The organism is Marinomonas rhizomae (assembly GCF_024397855.1).
GTDB classification, from domain to species: Bacteria; Pseudomonadota; Gammaproteobacteria; order Pseudomonadales; family Marinomonadaceae; genus Marinomonas; species Marinomonas rhizomae_A.
This window is the reverse complement of the sequence record NZ_CP073343.1, coordinates 561947-576583: the sequence shown is the minus strand read 5'-3', so window position 1 is coordinate 576583 and position 14637 is coordinate 561947. Positions and strand designations below refer to the sequence as shown.

The window sequence follows — 14637 nt, the reverse complement described above, 5'->3', positions numbered from 1 at the left end:
TAACGAGTGAATCCATGAATCGTACCTCAGGAAAGCACTGGATACGCATCATAGCATCTTTTTAAAAGGCAGAAAAAAGCTTACATGAAGCACACTAAAAGACGGGATTTAAACAGGCTTACAACGAATAAAAGTCCGCGCTCGATTTATAACATTCACCGTGAAACTCAAGGAGGTAGCCTGATGTATTTTTTAAAGAATTTGCAGCGAATAAAGCGGCTTGATGAAGCGCTTCCAGCGATGAGTGTTCGGGATAAAAAGCAATACCAATAGATAATCCTTCACGTATTAAACGGTTGTCTGAAAACTTAGGAGAATTAAGAGATTTTAATAATTTTGCGGCAACTATTTCAGCGTCTTCCAAGTGCTGAATACGAATTCCCATGACCAATTCACGTTCATCATAATGCGCGATAAGGTCATTATCTCGCACTGTATCGCTCATTACCTCAGCAAGTAGTTTCAAATCAGCATCATTCACTTTTGAGGAAGACAGCAAGCGAAGAGAAAATAATGCAGCGCGTTGAAAATGGCGGCGAGAATCCTTTAAAACAATGCCAAAACTATTTTCAAAACTGTAGCGCCTTAGTAAGCCCGTCGTAGGATCTCGATGGCTATCTTCTAACAGTAAATAATCCGCTTGCTCTCGTTCAAATACAGCACTTAACCAAGAGGCGTAGCTGTCTAATGCCAACGCCATTAGCTCGCTTTCTAGGCGAGTTTCTTCACGCTGAAATGCCAACATCAGATAAATAGAACCTTGGCTATCTGACACACTGACCATAGACACATCAGAAAACGCATGATCCTTTAAAAAAGGCAACCAATGCTTCCAACCTGATGCACTCTGAATATCAATGTCGTGACGTTTCGGGCAAGACGGGCTTGCTGCAAAAGTAACTAACGCTTGAGGGACAGAGCTTAACTGACTATTAGAATTGAGTAATTGATCATTAATAGAATCGGTATATTGCAAACGCCACTGCAAACACTCTTTATCACAAATAATAAAAAGGCAGTATGCATTGGGCAGTTGGCTTTGCATTTTATTTTTGAAGCGATTAAGCGAGGTGCTTAACAAAGACCCATTGGCGATCACCTGAAGCGTTTGAGGCATATCGCTGTACAAGCTTTTTATGAAATCTCGCTCTTTTTCAAGATATGCAACACGAGACTGCAAGACCTGCTGTTCCTTGAGCAATGAATTTAAAGAGTCGATTGGCATAAAATACTGAAACCATAATAATCCGTAATTCAAACTAGATTAACTGGCTAATATAAAAAGTAAAGAAATAGTAAGGCCAAGTGAAAGAAAAACTCTCAATAGACCTTACTATTGGGCTTAAACAGCCTGATAGACTCGTTGACCTGAGATATAAGTCGACGTCACACGCCCAACGAACTCATTACCAAAGTAAGGCGAGTTATGACCTTTTGTCTTGCGACCTTCATAAGACCAAGTCCAACGTGCGGTGCTGTCGTAGAAAATAAAGTCAGCAAAACTCCCTACCGACAAAGACCCCGCCTCTAATCCAAAGCAAGCCGCTGGACCAGATGTTAAACAAGTCAAAACGGTCGAAAAGTCTAAATCTCCTTCATCCATGAGCAACATAGCCAAAGGCAATAATATTTCAACGTTGGCCATACCTGGCTCTGTTGCCGCAAACGGTGCAATTTTCGCCATCTTTTCATGTGGCTGATGATCAGAGCAAATGGCAGAAATAACCCCTGCTTTAATACCTTCGATCAAGGTCAGACGATCTTCATCACTACGAAGTGGTGGCAGCACATGATAATGACCATCAAAACGATTGAGCATTTGATCATTCAACAAAAGGTTATGCACAGCAACATCAGCGGTGACATCTAATCCAGACGCTTTGGCATCGGCAATCATCTCAACCGACTTAGCACAAGACAATCGAGCAAAGTGTGCTCGTACTCCGGTTTTTTCCACCAGCAATAAATCACGCATCAGAGCAATGGTTTCTGCTTCTTCAGGAATCCCGGCTAAACCATGCATGGTCGACATCAAGCCTTCATGAGCACAACCACCTTCTGAAAGGCTGGATTCATCAGGGTGAAAAACCACCAATAAATCATGTGTCGACGCATATTCAAGCGCACGCGACAGCACCTTAGTGCTTGCCATCGGATGACGGTGATTCGATAAAGCAATACAACCGGCATCGGTCAAAGCAACCATGTTACTCAGCTGCGCACCTTCCAGTCCTTGTGTTAGGGCGCCAAGCGGAAACACATTGGCCATACCTGCATCGTCAGCCTTGTCTTGAATAAGCGCAGCCACAGCTGGAGTATCAACAATTGGGCGCGTATCTGGAGGACAAACCAAGGTCGTAACACCACCAGATACAGCGGCGCGACCTTCTGTTGCAATACTGCCTTTTTGAGTTTGACCAGGCTCGCGAAGAGACACAGCAAGATCCACCAAACCGGGTAAAATCCATTGGCCTGATGCATCTATCACTTCAGCGTCTTCAAAGCCTGCTGGCGCGTCACCAATCGCAACGATTTTTTGATTATCAACAAACAAATCCGTTACTGCATCAATATCTTGACTAGGGTCGATCAAACGACCATTTTGAATACGTAATTTCATGTTATTTTTCATCCTTCGCGACTGGCGTATCATCACTTTGTAACTGACCACTCATTGCCATCGACATGACAGCCATGCGCACCGCGATGCCGTTAGTTACTTGGTCCAAGATAACTGAATGCTCGCCATCAGCCACTTCAGAAGAAATCTCGACACCACGATTAATAGGACCTGGGTGCATAACAATGGCATCAGGCTTCGCCCAAGCAAGCGTCTCTTCCGTCAAACCATACAAGCGATAGAATTCACTTTCACTCGGCAACAGAGCGCCTTTCATACGCTCTTTCTGCAAACGCAGCATCACGACAACGTCGACATCTTTTATGCCCGCTTCTAAATCATGACAAATGGTTGCGCCCATTTCCGCAAAAAAACTTGGCACCAAGGTTTTGGGTCCGACTAAACGAACGTCACTCACCCCCAAAGTAGTCAGTGCTTGAAGCTGTGAACGCGCCACACGAGAATGTAAAATATCACCAACAATAGCGACCTTGAGGCCATCAAAACTGCCTTTGTGACGACGAATCGTCAGCATGTCTAACATGGCTTGTGTTGGGTGAGCGTGACGTCCATCTCCGGCATTAATAATCGCCACGTTTGGCGTGCAATGTTCAGCAATAAAGTGGGCGGCGCCGCTGTCAGAATGACGGACAATAAACATATCACTTTGCATCGCTTCCAGGTTTTTCAGAGTATCCAGTAAGGACTCTCCTTTCGAGGTGGCTGATGTTTCAATGTTTAGATTAATAACATCTGCCGACAACCGCTTGGCGGCCAATTCAAATGTAGTACGAGTACGCGTAGAGTTTTCAAAAAACAAGTTGACCACGGTTTTACCGCGTAGAAGCGGTACCTTCTTAACCGATTGCTCTCCCATTGAGAGAAAAGAATCTGCTCGATCGAGAATCTCCGTCAAAATGGTTTTGTCCAATCCATCCAGCGTTAAAAAGTGCTTAAGCTGCCCGTATTCATTTAACTGTAATGCCCGAGGCTCGGATCGCATCATGGTTTGCTTTCCTCAAACTGCAAAGACGATGGTGTCGTCTTTCTCTATTTAAAATAGGATATTCAGATAGGAAAATGCCCGGTACAGAGTAACTGCAGCCGGGCATTTATGACACTAAACGATTGTCTCACCGTATTTTTTTGAGTGAGATCTCATTCTTTTAACCACAGTGTCGTCAATCTTATCCATACGTTAATTGTCGTACGTGTTCATCAAAAAATAAAGCTTTGTTATGCATATTAATGGGTATCAATCACAGAAACGGTAAGCACTTCTGGCCCAGCCAACTTAACCCTTTGATCAGGATTAAGAGCTAAATGCTCTCCAACGATATCCGCAGCAATAGGTAACTCATGCTGACCTAGATCGTAAAGGATAGCTAACGTAATACTTGCTGGTCGGCCAAAATCAAATATTTCATTCATTGCCGCGCGAATCGTACGGCCAGACATCAATACATCGTCGACCAAGATTACGTGACGATCTTCAATCGCTGGCAATAAGGTTTGATTTACCTTGGGGTTCAAGCCCGCTTTAGTAAAATCATCACGATAAAACGTGATATCTAAAGTCGCCAAAGGTTCTGTCGTTGGCACGGCTTCCATCAAACGTTCTGCCACCCAAACACCACCGGTATGAATCCCCACAACAATGGCATCTTCGATGTTGTTCTTTTTACAGTACTCTGCCAATTGCGTTTTCATGGACGCTAGGGAATGCTCTAAATCTAACTTCATTGTTTCTCAAACCTTTTCATAATAAAACACCGTGAAGCAAACAATCCTTAATAAGACTCTGCAAACCAAGTCTCTAAAATCATTTGAGCGGCCAAACCATCTACCGAATTCTCTTTAAAGTTACGATTGCCTCCGCGAGCAATAACCTGCCCCTTGGCCTCATAAGACGACAAGCGTTCATCCATCATATGGTAAGGAAGGTTAAAACGTCCATGCAATCGTTTGGCAAATTTGCGTGCCCGTTGACACATCTCATTTTCTGAACCGTCCATGTCAAGTGGCAAACCAACCACAAAAGCATCTGGTTTCCATTCTGTGACGATACGCGTGATTTCATCCCAATTGGGAATACCTTCTTTGGCCTTAAGCGGGTCAAGCGGCTGAGCAGTGCCAGTAATACTTTGACCAAATGCAACACCAATGCGTGTCGTGCCAAAATCAAAGCCCAATACTGAACAAACAGTATTGGGCTTCTGGTTATCATCTAACGATGTTTCTGTAGAGATCGACCCTGTCATTAACCATGTCCTATATCCGGTGAAAGTCTTGTCATATCAATTCCCAACACGCGTGTCGCGGCGGTAAACTGCATATCACTTGGTGTGTTAAATAATACGTCTAAATCCGCTTCGCATACCAGCCAATCATTATTGGCAATCTCGGTTTCAAGCTGTCCTGCATCCCAGCCCGCGCAACCTAGTGTAATCCGAAACGCTTCCGGCCCTGTACCTTGTGCTATATCTTCCAACGCTTCTAGCGACGCAGATAAAGAAACCTCATCGTTCACTCGCAACGTATTACTCCAAACTTTATCTGCGGTGTGCAGAATAAAGCCGCGCTCTGCCTCCATTGGGCCACCAGTGTAAATTGGCTCAGAGGTTAAGCGTGGGCTGCTGATTCGAATGCCAAGGTGATCTGCCAATTCGGTAAAATCAACATTTGAGGGACGGTTAATGATAATCCCCATAGCGCCCGCTTCGGTGTGCTCACAAAGATAAATAACAGTATGTTCAAAATGTGGGTCGTCTAGGTGTGGCATAGAAATTAAAAAGTGATTTTTAAACGAATCGAAAATTGCTTTCATAGTCATGAGCCCTCTTTAATTGATGACAGCGCAAAAATCGCGCTAGTTACTAAAACCTAAGAAGTACCTGAACTTAAGACAAAACTCGCCAATGAGGCGAAATATAGATATAGAGAAGAGCAATAAGAAGACGGCAAATAAGAATAGCCGACCTCTGCAGTATAGGACAAATGACGCATTTGCCCACCCCCAAACTACAAATTATTACTGAATCCCTTCAAAACTCACATTTCAAGCAGTAAACTAGCACCCTTAATCCTCAATTAAGGGTTAAATGTATCTATTTATCGTGCTTCGGAGGCATGTAATGCCCTTACTATCTTCAAACAACGTGCAAACACAATCGGCTTATGCTGAGATGTTTGATCGTCTAGATGGGATGAGTCTGGCGCAATGGATTGAACATTACCAAGCCGAAACCATCGATTTGCGCTACTTTTTCCACAGTGGTTGGTCGTCTTAGATTCCCTATATTGTTCTCGAAAATTCACTGTATCCGTCTATTATCAAACGGTACCTATTTCAGACAAAAAGCCAGTATTTGGCCTATAGGAAACAATCATGCAATTACAAGCTATTGATTACACAAGCCCAACCGCCGCAGAGGATTTTGTAAAATCTCTTCGTGAAACAGGCTTTGGCGTCCTTAAAAACCACCCAATCAAAAAAGAACTCGTTAGCGCTATCTACAAAGATTGGCAAGAATTTTTCTCGGACGATAGCAAATACGACTATCGCTACAATGTTGGTCCACAAGATGGTTACTTCTCGCCAAAAGCGGCTGAAACAGCAAAAGGCCATACCAAACGAGATATAAAAGAATACTTTCACTACTACCCTTGGGGACAATGCCCTGCTAAGCAGAAGCCATCTTTGGAGCAATATTATGGCGAAGCCACCAGCTTGGCAGAAGAGCTACTGGCTTGGGTAGAACAGCATTCTCCAGTAGACGTGGCAAAGCATTACACGCAGCCGCTCTCCAGCATGGTAGAAAATAGCCAGCAAACCTTACTGCGTATCTTGCATTACCCACCACTAAAAGGTGATGAAGAACTTGGCGCGATTCGAGCGGGTGCCCATGAAGACATTAATCTATTGACGATACTGCCTTCTGCCAACGAGCCAGGGTTACAAGTCAAAGCCAAAGACGGCACTTGGATGGACGTACCTTGCGACTTTGGTACATTAATCGTCAACATTGGCGACATGCTGCAAGAAGCCTCTGGTGGGTATTTCCCATCAACGTCGCACCGTGTAATAAACCCAGAAGGCGCAGACAAAACCAAATCGCGTATTTCTCTGCCTCTGTTCTTACATCCGAAGCCGGAAGTCGTGCTTTCCGAACGCCATACGGCAAAAAGCTATTTACATGAACGCTTAGTGGAATTAGGTGTTTTACCCGCCTAGTAGTTACTAATAAAGTAAAATGCAAAAAAGCCGCTGTTCATATTGTTATGAACAGCGGCTTTTTTGTTAAAAGTTAAGAGACATCAACTAACAACTGAAGGTCTCTATTTATTCGAGTCGATTAACGCTTTCAGTCGACCTTCTTGCTCTGTTGTCGGCATAGTTAAAGGCGCTCTGACTTCCCCTGCAGATCGACCGATCGCTGATGCCCCTGATTTGATAAGGCTGACTGCATAACCTTTTTTCTCATCCCGTAGACGACAAAATGGAATAAAGAAGTCTTGAATAATAGAGGTGACAACTGCCTTATTTCCCTCTCGTAATGCCTTATAAAAACGGTTCGCCATTTCAGGCATAAAGTTAAATACCGCCGACGAATAGGTATTTACGCCGATCGAAAGATAAGCCTCAGCAAAGATCTCCGCCGTTGGTACACCACCGATGTAAACCAGTCTATCGCCTACTGTTTTAATCGTATCGTTCAAGGCGGCAATATTACCTACACCATCTTTTAACGCGATTAAGTTAGGGTTATTCGCAGCCAATAATTTGACATTTTCCGCACCCAAAATACCATTACCACGGTTATAGTAAATGAACTGAATAGGACTGCTTTGCATAATCTGAGACGCATATTCAATAATACCGTCTTCTGGGCACTCAGTTAAAAACGGAGGCATTAAGAGAATACCATCGCAGCCAGCCTCTTCGGCGGCAAGAACGAACATCTTAGCTTCAGCAACACTCCGCCCCGCACTGGCGATCACAGGTACCCGCCCGGCCACAGTCTCAACGGCAATTTTAACAATCTGTTTATATTCAGCTAAATCCAAAGAGAAAAATTCCCCTGTACCACCCGCAACAAAAACAGCAGACACATCATGCTCAATAAACCACTCAATGCGCGCCTTATAGGTTTCTGGGTTAAATTGGCCTTTTTCATCAAAGTCTGTAATTGGAAACGAAAGTAAACCATCGCTAAGAGATGCTCGAATACGCTCGACAGAAAGTGTCATAGAATCATCCTTTTTTTGTTATTTTTTGGGTAAAAAGCTCTTATTTTGGCAGCACAAAGCCCTGCCCAATAAATCGAGCAATAAACCTTAAGAACCGATTTGATTTAATCGAAATAAACTAAGTTGTAACGCTAATCTTCAAAATGCCCTGCGCAGGCAAATCCCCCTCCTTGAAAACGGACTGCTGGATCATTTGGGTCTGCCTGCTCTTCTTGCAAATACGCTTCATTTTCAAACACCGCAGATGAATCCTTTGGTGTCCAACCTATAAACTTGGCGTGGCGGTTATCCCACCACGTGCTTGGGTTGTCAGATACACCATATATAACCGTGCAACCTAATCGATCTGCGGCATATACTTTTTTGATCAAGTCTGACAAATCCCCCTCACTTAACCAAGTCGATAACATGCGACGGTTACTCGGTTTGGGAAAACAAGACCCAATGCGAACTACTGCCGATTCAATACCAAATTTATCGTAATAATACTGTGCCAATAGCTCACCAAAGCATTTCGATAGTCCATACATACTGTCTGGTCGCATTGCACAGTGGGCATCTAAAAGTGTTTCTCTATCATGAAAACCAACCACATGATTGGAGCTAGCAAAAAAGATACGCTTTACACCATTTTTCCTAGCGGCTTCATATAAATTGTAAGCACCTTTTATGTTTCCATTTAAGATATTATCAAACGTATTCTCTGTTGATACCCCTCCAAAATGGACAATCGCATCACATCCTTCGACTAGGGAGATAACCGCATCAGCATCCCCTAGATCGCACGGAACAAAGTGTTCATTCGATTTTAAATCATCTACTTTGGCAATGTCAGAAAGGCGAATTTCTGTCGCCCAGTCATTTAATCGGGGACGCATAACATTACCTAAATGGCCAGCAGCGCCAGTGATCAAAACACGTTTCATTTTTACTCCTATGGCCACAGCAATGACCCTATCGTTATGGGTTAATCCATCCAGGCAAAGTCATAGAGACAGCAGGGATATAAGTCACCAGCATCAACGCTGCCAAAATTGCCAAGTAGAATGGCCAAATACTCTTCACTGCTCTTTGTATTGGCACCTCACCAATGGCACAACCCACAAACAAACAGCCACCAACTGGTGGTGTACAAAGCCCCAACCCTAAGTTCATCATTAGCATGACGCCAAACTGAATCGGATCCATGCCCAAACTAACGGCAACAGGTAGGAAAATAGGGGTACAAATTAGGATTAGTGCCGCCATGTCCATAATCATGCCCAACAAAAGCAAAATCAGGTTCATTAGCAAAAAGATAACTATCGGATTATCCGAAACCGATGTAAGCGCACTCGCCAGTACTTTTGGTACCTCATAGAGAGCCAGCATGTAACCGAATGCGCCTGCACAGCCCACTAGAATCATCACCATCCCCGTTGTTCTAACCGAACGGATAACAGCAACCCAGAAGTCTTTTAAACTTAAAGAACGATAAACAAGCGCTGTAATGAGTATTGCATATAAAGCACCAATAGCCCCCGACTCAGTCACAGTGAAGATGCCAGATAACGCCCCACCTACCACAATGATCGCGGTAATTAAGCCTGGGAAAGAGGCGATAAACGCCACAAAGACAAAGCGCCACCCCGCAAACTGTTCCGTTGGAAAATTTCTACGAATCGCAATCCAACGAGCCACAAAGCCCAACATCAAACACATCAAAATGCCGGGAACAATACCTGCAATAAACAAGCTAGCAACCGAGATACCGCCACCCGCTGCAACCACATATAAAATCATATTATGGCTAGGTGGAATCATGATCCCCGCAATAGAGGAGCTTACTGTTACATTCACGGCATAGTCATCGTCATAGCCTTTTTCCTTCATCACAGGAATAAGCAAAGACCCTAGCGCCGACACGTCCGCTACCGCTGATCCAGAAATGCCACCAAACAACATACTAGAGAAGACATTAACCTGCCCCAAGCCACCACGCATCCAACCAACACTGGCAGACGCCAAGCGAATCAAACGTGCTGCGATACCACCATGCAGCATCAGCTCACCGGCAAAAATAAAGAATGGGATAGCCAATAAAGAGAAAGTAGACATGCCAGCCACAATGCGCTGGAAACCAATCATTAGAGGCAGACCTTCGTACCAAAACGCACTGATCGCAGCCATACCTAATGCAAACGCTACCGGCACACCAACCACAGTTAATAGGGCAAAAATGCCCAATAAAATTGCTAAGCCCATGTTATCGATCCCCTTTTGGAGCGGATTTATTCACAGCTTCCAGAGGCGAAAACAACGCAGCGACGCCATTGAACACACGATAGGAAGAGAAAAGAAAAATTAGAATGCCCGCTGTCACCACTGGTATGTAGCGAACCCCATCGGGAATACCCAATAAAGGAATGTTGCGACTCCAAGCAAAAGATGCCAACTCATGGCTGTAGTAAGCCATGGCAACACCAAACACCAATAACGTTAGATCAATAAAAATATCGACACACTTCATGCTCTTCTCTGGTAGCACCAAAGACAGCATTTCAACGCTTAAATGCGTACGTTGATGAATACCAACTGACGCACCTAAAAACGTGATCGTAGTAACCAACAACATCGCCATTTGCTCGACCCAAGTTGGAGTGTCATTTAAGACGTAACGACCAAATACTAACCAACCGAACGAGACAACAAGAATGACCATGCAAACGCCAGACATGCTCATTGCAATGACTGACAGCAGATCAAGAAAACGCTTCACGACGGGTTCTTTTATAGAAGAAGAATTCATCACATTACTCGCGATAAAAAATCATCGAATTACCGCCACCCAACACCAAAGTATTAGATGACGGCGCTTACTTCACTCTACGATTTAGTTCGTGTTGCGAATTTTTTCGATTAATGGAGCCAAAGTAGGATTATCTTTAACCGCTTTCGCATAAACGGGAGCCATTGCATCTTGGAAGGCCGATTTATCTTTGATCTCTGTAATTTCAATACCTGCGTCGATTAGCTTTTGGCGGCTCTCGGTGACTTTTTCGGCCCATAGCTTACGCTCAAGCATTGCACTGTCTTGAGCCGCTTTACGAACGGCTTTTTGATCGGCTGGAGACAACTTAGCCCATGCTTTTGCACTGACACTCAAGGTTTCAGGCAAGATAAGGTGCTGAGTCAAAGAGTAATATTTTGCCACTTCAAAGTGATTACTAGAGTCATATGATGGCCAATTATTTTCAGCCCCATCCACTACCCCAGTTTTAAGAGACTGGTACACCTCAGAATAAGCCATTGGTGTTGCGTTACCACCAAGTGCTTCTACCATGCCAACATAAAGTTCATTGTTCATTACACGAAACTTCATGCCTTTCATGTCTTCAGGTGTTTTTATCGGCTTACGTGAATCATAAAAGGAGCGAGATCCAGAATCGTACCAAGCCAGAGAGATAATCCCTTTTTTCTCCATCGCTTTACTTAGCTCGTCGCCCACAGGACCATCCATAACGCGATGCATGTGTTCAACGTTTTTGAAAATGAAAGGCAGAGAAACGACATTAACTTCTGGTACGGAGGCACCGATCGGACCTAAGTTAAACTCGGCGAAATCGATACCGCCGACTTGCATCATTTGAATAGCGTCTTCTTGGCTACCAAGGATAGCACCATTATAAACTCGGCCACTGACACGACCATCGGTCGCTTTCTCAGCCTCTTTTATAAAAGACTCCATCGCAACCGTTACAGGATAGCCAGCTGGATGGACATTCCACCCCTTCCAATCCGCTTGTGCTAAGGGCGCAAAGCAAGCCGTTGCTAAAGCACTACTAACCAGCAAAGCAGACCCGATTTTTTTAGTGGAAAATTTTTTTATCATTGTTATTTCTCCTTTTTCGTCACCATTATCGGTGGCGGTTTATGTTGTCGAGATGACCGTTTAAGCAAACACATATCACCAACAATTAATTTGTATCATAAGATTTAGTTGTATTACAACAGACATCATATGACTAAATCTAAAAAACACTACAATTCGCTCATAAAACAGCCAAAATTTAAAGAAAAGCCAGAGTCATCATATGTGATATACTTATCTACCGCTTATACACATAATGTTAATCGAGAAATAACAGGTCATTATAAAAATGCCAGAAAAAGACAACACCAAATTGCGCCTTCCACAGCTAATAGCCATACGTCTACGAGATAAAATCGCCCAAGAAAAGCTCATTCCTGGCGATAAATTACCAACAGAACCGAGTTTGATAGCAGAAATGGGAGTAAGCAGAACCGTCCTTCGTGAAGCCATCGCGACTCTTAAGGCTGAAGGTTTAGTCGAAGCAAAGCAGGGTGTAGGGGTCTTTGTATCCAGCCCTAAAACGGAAACTGTAGCAAGCTTAGCGCAAGGTGAGATGACCTTGACAGCCATCATAGAGACGATCGAAATCCGCATTGCGCTTGAGATTGAAAGCATTGCATTAGCTATATCACGTAGTTCACTAGCACAAGAAGCAGAAATTTATCGGTGTTTCGACCTGCTAGAACGCCAACTAAAAAACCAGCAAAACGCAGAAAAAGAAGACTATGATTTTCACCATGCCATTGCTAGCGCAAGCAACAACCAGCATTTTGTGGATTTACTGTCCATATTAGCTAAGCGTTCTATTCCACGAACTCGCCTTCATGATGAGGCGAACCTCATTCAGAAGCCAGGTCTTGAAAAAATATTAATAGAAGAACATAAAGCCATTATTGATGCCTATGCGGAAAAAGACATAGACGCCGCAAGAAAAGCGATGAGAGCCCACTTAACGAATGGGCTTGGACGATATAGAGAGTTGATAAGGGAAATAGATAGAGGCCACTCATAGTATGACTGGCCAAACTCCTATCTTAGCCCTACGTTTTCAAAAAGTTGGGCTAATCAGCTGCTCGTTAATCTAACGATAATAGGCACACAAATTACAATGATCACCGACGAGATTAACGTCGAGCTCGCTATCGCATTTGCAGTCGACCTACCGTCATCTCCTTTCGATACTGCCGACACATAAGCGGATGCAGCGGTTGGCGCATTCAAGAATAGGAAGAGATATAATAATTCTTTTTGGGTAAAACCAAGCCAAAAAGCAATAAAAGTAAACAAAAACGGGCTAATCAGCACCTTACCTAGAATGGCAAAAGAAAAAAACCTAGGCAACTTAAGACCGCTTGTCGCCAACGCACCACCAATACAAACTAATGCCAAAGGCAATGTGACACCACCAATCAAGGAGCCTGTTTTTACGATAAAGACAGGTAGCTGTAAAGCACACACATTCGCCAGAACACCAAGAATAATTGCCAGAATAAGAGGATTCTGCGCCATGTTTTTTAACATAGACCGAATGCGTAGAGCGCCATCACTGTACCGCGTCAAAATTACTTCCGCCAAGATATTAAACAGCAGCACACTTAATCCTGACATAACCCCACCGATAGCAACGCCTTCTTGACCGAACATGTTAACGGCTAGCGCTAAACTAAATACCCCGCAATTTCCTCGAAAGGCTATTTGTACAAAAACCCCACGCTGGGCAGCAGGCAATGAAATGCGAATCGCGAGAAACCAAGCGAGCAAAAAAGTGAGGAAAATAGAAAAGACAAAATATAACGCAAAATTGACGCGGATAAGACCACTGAGATTATTAGAGTACAACCCCAAAAACAGCAAGGTTGGCATGCACACTTTAAAAACAAACCGCGAACTAACAAGAATAAAGTCGTCGTTAATCAGCTTGATTCGCCTTAAAAAGACACCCATCGCTACCATAAGTAAAACGGGGGCTGCCACATCCAAAATAACGCTTTTTGCTTCCAACAACATAGACTCCATAAAGAAACGCTCTACCAACCTCTTTGGTTAATAGAGAGCTCTATCAATACTTAAAAAAGCCTATTTTATACTAACTTCTCGTTGATCAATTAAGGAATGTTCAAGGGATTTTTATCTTGAGCCAAAACCTGCATATTGGTTAACAGAAATACTCTGGGAACTCCTCCTGCAGAATACGTACTCTTGAAATAGTGCCCGCCAAATGATCACGCATCGCCTCAAAGGCCTTGTCTGGCGAACCACTCTCTATCGCATCAACAATTGCCGTATGTCCAGCCAGAACACTGCGAATCTTGCCTTCAGAAGGTAAATGCAAGCGTCGCACACGATCCATATGCCCAGACCTTGAACGCACCAATTTATACAAAGACTCATGACCTATGGCAGTAAACATTGAACGATGGAACAGCTCATCCAGTTTAGCAAACATGATAATGTCCTCGCTGTCTGCTGTAGAAACCTGCTCCTGCATTGCAACAATCTCTCGTAACTGTGAAACAATTCCCTCGTTTGAAATCAGCGTTAACTGTCGCACCACTTCAAACTCCAGCGCCTCTCGAAGAAAGTGACTCTGCTCTAATTGTTTTACATCGATGTAAGAAACTTCTGTACCAGACTGAGGCTTAACGTTCACCAAGCCCACCTGCTCTAGTCTCAGTAATGCTTCTCTGACCGGTGTTTGACTGACTTTATATTCACTGCACATCTCACCTCGAACAAGCTGGGATCCAGGTGGAAGCTCTAAACTAACAATGCGACGCAATAGATCATCATACACACGATCAACCGCTGTACGAGGCAAGTCGTTGCTCTGCTCTAAATAATTTTTAATCAAATAATTATTCTTCTGGTTCATAAGATTGAAGCCATATTTTGCCTTAAATAGTTAAGTCATTAT

16 protein-coding genes are annotated in these 14637 nt (G+C 43.6%); 3 read left to right on the top strand and 13 right to left on the bottom strand.

Annotation, left to right across the window (positions count from 1 at the left end):
- Positions 1-118: 118 nt before the first annotated feature.
- The 6 genes from KDW99_RS02560 to KDW99_RS02535 form a co-directional block, all read right to left on the bottom strand.
- Positions 119-1225 carry a diguanylate cyclase domain-containing protein gene (locus KDW99_RS02560; protein ID WP_255827771.1) on the bottom strand — a complete coding sequence of 369 codons (1107 nt, stop codon included), beginning with the start codon at positions 1223-1225 and terminating at the stop codon, positions 119-121.
- A 117-nt stretch (positions 1226-1342) separates the two neighbouring features.
- Entirely contained in the window at positions 1343-2620 is a 1278-nt protein-coding gene (locus tag KDW99_RS02555) for a dihydroorotase (RefSeq protein WP_255827770.1), read from the bottom strand.
- 1 nt (position 2621) lies between these two features.
- A complete protein-coding gene (locus tag KDW99_RS02550; RefSeq protein WP_255827769.1) occupies positions 2622-3626 on the bottom strand; it encodes an aspartate carbamoyltransferase catalytic subunit in 1005 nt (334 codons plus the stop codon).
- Between the two features lie 239 nt (positions 3627-3865).
- Positions 3866-4363 (bottom strand): bifunctional pyr operon transcriptional regulator/uracil phosphoribosyltransferase PyrR, encoded by a 498-nt coding sequence (gene pyrR, locus KDW99_RS02545; RefSeq protein WP_255827768.1) that lies wholly within the window; start codon positions 4361-4363, stop codon positions 3866-3868.
- Positions 4364-4410: 47 nt separating this feature from the next.
- A complete protein-coding gene (ruvX, locus tag KDW99_RS02540) occupies positions 4411-4881 on the bottom strand; it encodes a Holliday junction resolvase RuvX (RefSeq protein WP_255827767.1) in 471 nt (156 codons plus the stop codon).
- Positions 4881-5453: a YqgE/AlgH family protein gene (locus KDW99_RS02535; RefSeq protein ID WP_255827766.1), complete on the bottom strand. Its 573-nt coding sequence runs from the start codon at positions 5451-5453 to the stop codon at positions 4881-4883. Before KDW99_RS02535 ends, ruvX begins: the two co-directional genes overlap by 1 nt.
- Positions 5454-5754: 301 nt before the next feature.
- On the opposite strand from KDW99_RS02535, the gene KDW99_RS02530 reads away from it, so the two are divergent.
- Together KDW99_RS02530 and KDW99_RS02525 are read left to right on the top strand one after the other, a co-directional pair.
- Positions 5755-5910 (top strand): hypothetical protein, encoded by a 156-nt coding sequence (locus KDW99_RS02530; protein WP_255827765.1) that lies wholly within the window; start codon positions 5755-5757, stop codon positions 5908-5910.
- A gap of 98 nt (positions 5911-6008) precedes the next feature.
- A complete protein-coding gene (locus KDW99_RS02525) occupies positions 6009-6854 on the top strand; it encodes a 2OG-Fe(II) oxygenase family protein (protein WP_255827764.1) in 846 nt (281 codons plus the stop codon).
- A 104-nt stretch (positions 6855-6958) separates the two neighbouring features.
- Here KDW99_RS02525 and KDW99_RS02520 read toward each other — a convergent pair whose 3' ends face one another.
- The 5 genes from KDW99_RS02520 to KDW99_RS02500 all read right to left on the bottom strand — a co-directional run bounded on the left by KDW99_RS02520 (position 6959) and on the right by KDW99_RS02500 (position 11741).
- Positions 6959-7870: a 5-dehydro-4-deoxyglucarate dehydratase gene (locus KDW99_RS02520; protein ID WP_255827763.1), complete on the bottom strand. Its 912-nt coding sequence runs from the start codon at positions 7868-7870 to the stop codon at positions 6959-6961.
- Between the two features lie 131 nt (positions 7871-8001).
- The gene (locus tag KDW99_RS02515; RefSeq protein ID WP_255827762.1) at positions 8002-8796 is read right to left on the bottom strand and encodes an NAD-dependent epimerase/dehydratase family protein; all 795 of its coding nucleotides are present in this window, start codon (positions 8794-8796) and stop codon (positions 8002-8004) included.
- 34 nt (positions 8797-8830) lie between these two features.
- A complete protein-coding gene (locus tag KDW99_RS02510; RefSeq protein ID WP_255827761.1) occupies positions 8831-10114 on the bottom strand; it encodes a TRAP transporter large permease in 1284 nt (427 codons plus the stop codon).
- A 1-nt stretch (position 10115) separates the two neighbouring features.
- Positions 10116-10658 (bottom strand): TRAP transporter small permease, encoded by a 543-nt coding sequence (locus KDW99_RS02505; RefSeq protein WP_255827760.1) that lies wholly within the window; start codon positions 10656-10658, stop codon positions 10116-10118.
- Between the two features lie 84 nt (positions 10659-10742).
- Positions 10743-11741, bottom strand: a complete 999-nt coding sequence (locus tag KDW99_RS02500) for a TRAP transporter substrate-binding protein (protein ID WP_255827759.1) — start codon at positions 11739-11741, stop codon at positions 10743-10745.
- A 268-nt stretch (positions 11742-12009) separates the two neighbouring features.
- On the opposite strand from KDW99_RS02500, the gene KDW99_RS02495 reads away from it, so the two are divergent.
- Positions 12010-12735: a FadR/GntR family transcriptional regulator gene (locus KDW99_RS02495; protein WP_255827758.1), complete on the top strand. Its 726-nt coding sequence runs from the start codon at positions 12010-12012 to the stop codon at positions 12733-12735.
- Positions 12736-12788: 53 nt separating this feature from the next.
- On the opposite strand, the gene KDW99_RS02490 is transcribed toward KDW99_RS02495, so the two are convergent.
- Positions 12789-13739: an AEC family transporter gene (locus KDW99_RS02490; RefSeq protein ID WP_255827757.1), complete on the bottom strand. Its 951-nt coding sequence runs from the start codon at positions 13737-13739 to the stop codon at positions 12789-12791.
- A gap of 139 nt (positions 13740-13878) precedes the next feature.
- Positions 13879-14595, bottom strand: coding sequence for a GntR family transcriptional regulator (locus KDW99_RS02485; RefSeq protein WP_255827756.1), 717 nt, complete (start codon positions 14593-14595; stop codon positions 13879-13881).
- Positions 14596-14637: the final 42 nt, after the last annotated feature.

Excerpts from the sequence above, each read along its gene's own strand:
- KDW99_RS02550 (WP_255827769.1), bottom strand. The coding sequence starts at position 3,626 with ATGATGCGATCCGAGCCTCGGGCATTACAGTTAAATGAATACGGGCAG.
- KDW99_RS02505 (WP_255827760.1), bottom strand. The coding sequence starts at position 10,658 with ATGAATTCTTCTTCTATAAAAGAACCCGTCGTGAAGCGTTTTCTTGAT.
- KDW99_RS02560 (WP_255827771.1), bottom strand. The coding sequence starts at position 1,225 with ATGCCAATCGACTCTTTAAATTCATTGCTCAAGGAACAGCAGGTCTTG.
- KDW99_RS02520 (WP_255827763.1), bottom strand. The coding sequence starts at position 7,870 with ATGACACTTTCTGTCGAGCGTATTCGAGCATCTCTTAGCGATGGTTTA.
- KDW99_RS02490 (WP_255827757.1), bottom strand. The coding sequence starts at position 13,739 with ATGGAGTCTATGTTGTTGGAAGCAAAAAGCGTTATTTTGGATGTGGCA.
- KDW99_RS02510 (WP_255827761.1), bottom strand. The coding sequence starts at position 10,114 with ATGGGCTTAGCAATTTTATTGGGCATTTTTGCCCTATTAACTGTGGTT.
- KDW99_RS02485 (WP_255827756.1), bottom strand. The coding sequence starts at position 14,595 with ATGAACCAGAAGAATAATTATTTGATTAAAAATTATTTAGAGCAGAGC.
- ruvX (WP_255827767.1), bottom strand. The coding sequence starts at position 4,881 with ATGACAGGGTCGATCTCTACAGAAACATCGTTAGATGATAACCAGAAG.
- KDW99_RS02495 (WP_255827758.1), top strand. The coding sequence starts at position 12,010 with ATGCCAGAAAAAGACAACACCAAATTGCGCCTTCCACAGCTAATAGCC.
- KDW99_RS02530 (WP_255827765.1), top strand. The coding sequence starts at position 5,755 with ATGCCCTTACTATCTTCAAACAACGTGCAAACACAATCGGCTTATGCT.
- KDW99_RS02525 (WP_255827764.1), top strand. The coding sequence starts at position 6,009 with ATGCAATTACAAGCTATTGATTACACAAGCCCAACCGCCGCAGAGGAT.
- KDW99_RS02515 (WP_255827762.1), bottom strand. The coding sequence starts at position 8,796 with ATGAAACGTGTTTTGATCACTGGCGCTGCTGGCCATTTAGGTAATGTT.
- KDW99_RS02535 (WP_255827766.1), bottom strand. The coding sequence starts at position 5,453 with ATGACTATGAAAGCAATTTTCGATTCGTTTAAAAATCACTTTTTAATT.
- pyrR (WP_255827768.1), bottom strand. The coding sequence starts at position 4,363 with ATGAAGTTAGATTTAGAGCATTCCCTAGCGTCCATGAAAACGCAATTG.
- KDW99_RS02555 (WP_255827770.1), bottom strand. The coding sequence starts at position 2,620 with ATGAAATTACGTATTCAAAATGGTCGTTTGATCGACCCTAGTCAAGAT.
- KDW99_RS02500 (WP_255827759.1), bottom strand. The coding sequence starts at position 11,741 with ATGATAAAAAAATTTTCCACTAAAAAAATCGGGTCTGCTTTGCTGGTT.